Here is a 5,102-nt window from a genome sequence, read left to right on the forward strand (position 1 = left end):
CTGACGACTTGATTATTATACACTCTATTACCCCTTTTGTCAACACTTTTTTTCAACTTTTTTCATCTTTTTTTATTTTTCTTTTTGCTACACTATATATTGTAGTTTTCACTTTCTGCAACCACTAATCCTATAAAATCACAAAAAAATTACCGCTCTTAGAGCGGTAATTTTAATTTACATTATTGAGCTGAATACTTTGTATCTGACTTACCGATTGTTACATTAGTCAAATCGAAGTCATAAGTGTTACCTCTTATATAACCCCAACATGTTGTCTTAATACCTGTGACACCTGATGGAATTGATGCTTGGTAAGCTGCATCAAGAAGTGAGCCGACTACCTTACCTGTTTCTACATCAGTAACAACAGCACTGTATTCTTCAAAGTTGTTATCAAGAGTAATTCTTACTTTGTACCACTTATCAGCTTGAAGTGTTGCCAAGTTTTCTGTTCTTACACCGTTATTGGCTGTTACACCGTTAAGGCTGAATCTTAGATTCAAAGCAACTTGAGTTGCTGCATTAAATCCATTGCTTGTCGGGTCTTCAAACCAACCCATCATAAAGTTGAAATCCTGTGTATCAGCTTTTAGACGAACGTCATATTCAGCAATACCGTAAGGTCCCATTGTTTTAGCAAGGTTTCTGTTGTAGAAATACATTGAACCTGCACCGTCGCCCGAACCTGTCTTATCACTGTTTGACCAGAAGTTACAATAATTTACGTTTCTTTGATCATCATGATAGAATGTCTGATAATGAACGCTCGCACTACCCTTTGAAAGCCATGGAGAACCGTCCATAATGATTCCAAGACCATAATAGCCTGTACCCTTAGCTCCTCCGATAGAAACGTCATTAAAATCAGAATTTTCCACATAGTGTGTGCCTTGTTCGGCATTTGCAATCATAGGCATTGCTATAGCCTGCACACCAAGTACACACGCTGCAGCTATAGATAATAGTTTCTTTTTCATTTAATTCTCTCCCTTTCTTACTTTACGCTATCATATTAATTGTATTTTACCTTCTTTTATACAAAAAATAAATACAAAAAGCAGATATAATTGTTCAAAAAAAAGTAATACTTCAATTAACACAAAAGGGATACCGCAATTTATGCAATATCCCTCAATTATATTCTATTTTACACCCTGTTCCGATATAGACAACCGTTTTTCCACATAGTTAAATCCAAATGTCAAAATAAGCGTTATAACAAGGTAGAAAAGCGCCGCTACAAGATACGGAGATACACGCATATCTCTGTTTACGGCACGTTGAGCCGCCTTTAACAAGTCGATAAGTGCGATTGACGATGCCAATGCCGTATCTTTTACAAGCACGATTGTTTCATTCGCAATCGGCGGAATGACTGTTCTTATCATTTGCGGAACTATTACATATCGCATAGTCTGTATTCCTGTAAGCCCCAGTGCCTTTGATGCCTCATACTGTCCTTTGCTCACGCCTATTATACCGCCGCGGAATATTTCCGCAAAATACGCCGCGTAATTAAGTACGAATGAAATCACTGCCGCCGTAAACATCGAAAGCGTTATCGACTCACCGTTTGGCAATGTTACATATGTAAGTCCGAAGTAGAAGAAGAACAACTGCAGCAAAAGTGGTGTTCCTCTGAATACCCACAGATACACATTTATAATAAATCGGATTGGCATTTTCACAATCCATCGGATAACAAAATTATCAGTCGGTCTTTTGCTTACCGCCTCTTTGAAAAGCGATATTAAAAGTCCGAGAGGTAGTGACAGCACAAGTGTCACCACGAATAATTTAATTGTAATCTTTAAACCCTCAAGCATTTGAGGCAGTATTTGTAAAATATACTTAATAGAATCTTGCATATGTAATCTCCATAAATGCACAAACCGCTGGTCATTCCAACGGTTTGCTTATTTTTAATTATTTAATTAGGTCTTCTCCAAACCATTTTTGTGAAATTTCCGAAGTTGTGCCGTCTGCTTTACACTCGTCAAGTGCCTTGTTTATAGCCTCCATAAGTGCATAGTCGCCTTTTCTTCCGCCGACACCGTAATCTTCTTCATCAAAACCTTCTTCAAGAACTGTGTACTTGTCAAGCAAGTTTTCTTTTTGCAAATAGTATCTTACGAATACTTCATCAATTACAGCCGCATCTGCTCTACCGGAATCAACTTCCATAAGAACCTGTGAATTTTCCTTGAAACGAGAAATGTTGTCATCGCCGACTGATTCGTATGTAGCTGTATCAGCTTTCAAAGCATCTTCTGATGTTGAACCGTCTTGAAGTGCAATCTTCTTGCCTGCAAGGTCGGCTTTCTTTGTTATATCAGAACCTTTTTTAACAACGATTGATTGCTTTGTTGAAAGATAAGGATTAGAGAAAAGAACTTCTTGACGTCTTTCATCTGTGATTGAGAAACCGTTCCAGATAACATCAATCTTACCTGATGAAAGTTCCATATCCTTTGAATCCCAATCTATCGGTTTAACTTCTACGTCCACACCCATCTTTTCACCGACTGCTTTTGCAAGGTCTATATCAAATCCAACGATTTCGCCGTTATCATCTGTAAAGCCCATAGGTGCAAAGTCTGCGTCAAGTCCCAAAGTGAAGTGACCTGCCGACTGTACATCTGTCAATGATGTATCTTCCTTAGACTCGCTTGTTGTGCTTTCGTTTGATGAACTGCCACAGCCTGCAAGCATTGATATGCTCAACGCACCTGCAAGTGCAAATGTAAATACTTTTTTGATATTCATATTAAATTTCCCCTTTAAATTATAATTACTATATTATTATACTGTATCAATTTAATTTAGTAAAGTGTTTTTTAAAAAAATATTGCACAAAATATATAATCATATTTGTTCAAATAATTAGCCACAAAAAAAACGAACTGCAAATAACATTACAGTCCGTTTTACTATACATATTAATCAATTACCCTTTTACCGCCTAAAAATCTTGATGAATAGTAACTTGAGTCAATAGAAGTATATTGAATCACCTTACCTGTTGACGGAGCATGAATCATCATTCCGTCGCCTACATACATACCAACGTGAGATGCATAACCGCCACTTCCGAAGAATACAAGGTCACCCGGTTGAAGTTCACCTCTTGTTTCATATGTACCCGGACCGTGAAGTTGGTCATCAGCTATACGAGGTATTGAAATACCGTTTGCACGGCATACATACTGTACAAATCCCGAACAGTCAAAACCTGACGGTGTTGTACCGCCCCATAGATACGGTACGCCAAGATATTTAGCCGCTTCTGTAAGCAAGCCCTGTGCGGCAGGATTTTCCTGAATATATTCACTGTTTGGTATTATCGGCTTTGCCACATATTTAAAGTCAACAGGCAGGCTGTAAACTTCTGAGCCGTCTGCAATAACAGCACCGATTGTTATTGAGTAATCATTACCGGCTCTAAGCGAACCTTCGCTGACTTCAATGCTTTCGCCGTCATATACGTCTGACAAAAGAACCGAACTTGCGTTTGCGTCCTTTATAATAACGTGATATGCTTGTGCATTACTTACAGGTGTCCAAGACACTGTAAAGTTGCCTTCTTCAATTTCTGCACCGTCTTCCGGAAGTGTAATTTCAGGAAGTTCGATTGAATAATCATCGCTCTTAAATGTATTGTATGAACGATTGATACTTGAAATGGCTTGTTCTCTTGTTGTTGAACCCAACGGTGAGAAGTTTTCATCGTCAACACCGCTCATTAATGAGTAGTTAAGCATTGTAATTACCGATGATTTAGCCCAAGAGCTAACTTCGTCGGAATCTTCAAATGCATTGACAACATCAGCGTCGTCATAACCGTCTGAAAGGTTAAAATTGACTTCACTTGCAGTAAGTGTACTTACAAGCATTTTTGCCATTTCTTCACGTGTCACAAGTCTGTCAGGTGTAAATGTATTATCACCTGTACCGGAAACCATTCCATAACAGTAAGCTTGGGCTACCGCCATGCTATCTGTATCTTCAAAAGGTGACACTTCCGGTTCTATCATATCTTCACCTGTAAGCTTTTCGTATAAGTTTACCGCAAGCTCGCAGAACTCTTCACGAGTTATGTTATCCTTTAGGTTGTTTGAAACCACCGAGTACGAAACAAGGCCGGCTTCATTAGCCTGTTGGTAGTCGGATACAGCCCAGCCGCTTAGGTCTGCCGCCAAAGCAGAAGTTCCTAAAACCGCTGACATCGATATAACAGATAAGATAATCTTCTTTGCTAACTTATTCAAGATATAATCTCTCCTTTTTTACTTTAAAGACCTTTACCCTATGAGTTTTTTCTATGTTTGTATTATCCGCGTTAATATTTTGTCTTACGTTCATAGTCTTTGCTTTTTGAACGTTGACTGTATTGTAACACTAAAAAATAGCTGTGTCAAGCCTTTGGCAAGTAAAAATGTTAAATTTCTTAAAATTTTTGTATTGTTTTTGTAAAATTACAGTAAAACAGCTGAAATATTCGTGTAATTAAGCTGAAATATTACAAAAATTTGTTCATCGTTTTTACAGTATATTACATTTACGATTAACATAAAAAACTTTACATCTACAATATATTGACATATTTTTTTATCCCACGCAAGATATTGAACGATTTATGTTAAAACTTGCACATAATATTACAACTTTGTTACAAAATTTTAAGAAGTTGTGAAGAAATTGCTACAATCCGCACCACTGTGCGGTTTTTCCTGTTAAAATTTCTGAGAAATTCTTTAAAATATTTTTTAAATCACACCATATTTTACTCATTTTCGTTCGAGTTTCTTCTTATTACAATGCATTTTTTATTGAATAAATTTTCATTCATAAAAACATCCTCAAAAACAGCGTTTTTAATAAATACAGCGTCGAATTTGTTACATAACTCCATGCCACCACTCCACCGCAAGCGGTCCCCCTCTCCTCAAGGAGAGGCTTTTGAATAGCCGCTAACCCAAAGGCTCCCATTGAGGGGAGCTGTCAACGCAGTTGACTGAGGGGTGGCTCTCTCATATCTTTTATCTATTCTCTACCCTCCGTAGGGGCGATCATCGGTCGCCCACAGAGAAATAATAAAT

The 5,102-nt window shown here is 37.7% G+C and carries 4 protein-coding genes; all 4 read right to left on the minus strand.

Annotation, left to right across the window (positions count from 1 at the left end):
* Positions 1–182 precede the first annotated feature (182 nt).
* On the minus strand, positions 183–980 hold the full coding sequence (locus ACLTU0_RS03385) for a hypothetical protein (protein ID WP_147514995.1): 798 nt from the start codon (positions 978–980) through the stop codon (positions 183–185).
* Positions 981–1,145: 165 nt separating this feature from the next.
* Positions 1,146–1,871 (minus strand): amino acid ABC transporter permease, encoded by a 726-nt coding sequence (locus tag ACLTU0_RS03390; RefSeq protein ID WP_308455701.1) that lies wholly within the window; start codon positions 1,869–1,871, stop codon positions 1,146–1,148.
* Positions 1,872–1,929: 58 nt separating this feature from the next.
* Positions 1,930–2,769: an amino acid ABC transporter substrate-binding protein gene (locus tag ACLTU0_RS03395; protein ID WP_147514994.1), complete on the minus strand. Its 840-nt coding sequence runs from the start codon at positions 2,767–2,769 to the stop codon at positions 1,930–1,932.
* 173 nt (positions 2,770–2,942) lie between these two features.
* Positions 2,943–4,271, minus strand: a complete 1,329-nt coding sequence (locus ACLTU0_RS03400; RefSeq protein WP_412321403.1) for an NlpC/P60 family protein — start codon at positions 4,269–4,271, stop codon at positions 2,943–2,945.
* Between the last annotated feature and the right edge of the window lie 831 nt (positions 4,272–5,102).

Source organism: Hominilimicola sp. (assembly GCF_046972485.1).
In the GTDB taxonomy this organism is placed as follows: domain Bacteria; phylum Bacillota; class Clostridia; order UBA1381; family UBA1381; genus Hominilimicola; species Hominilimicola fabiformis.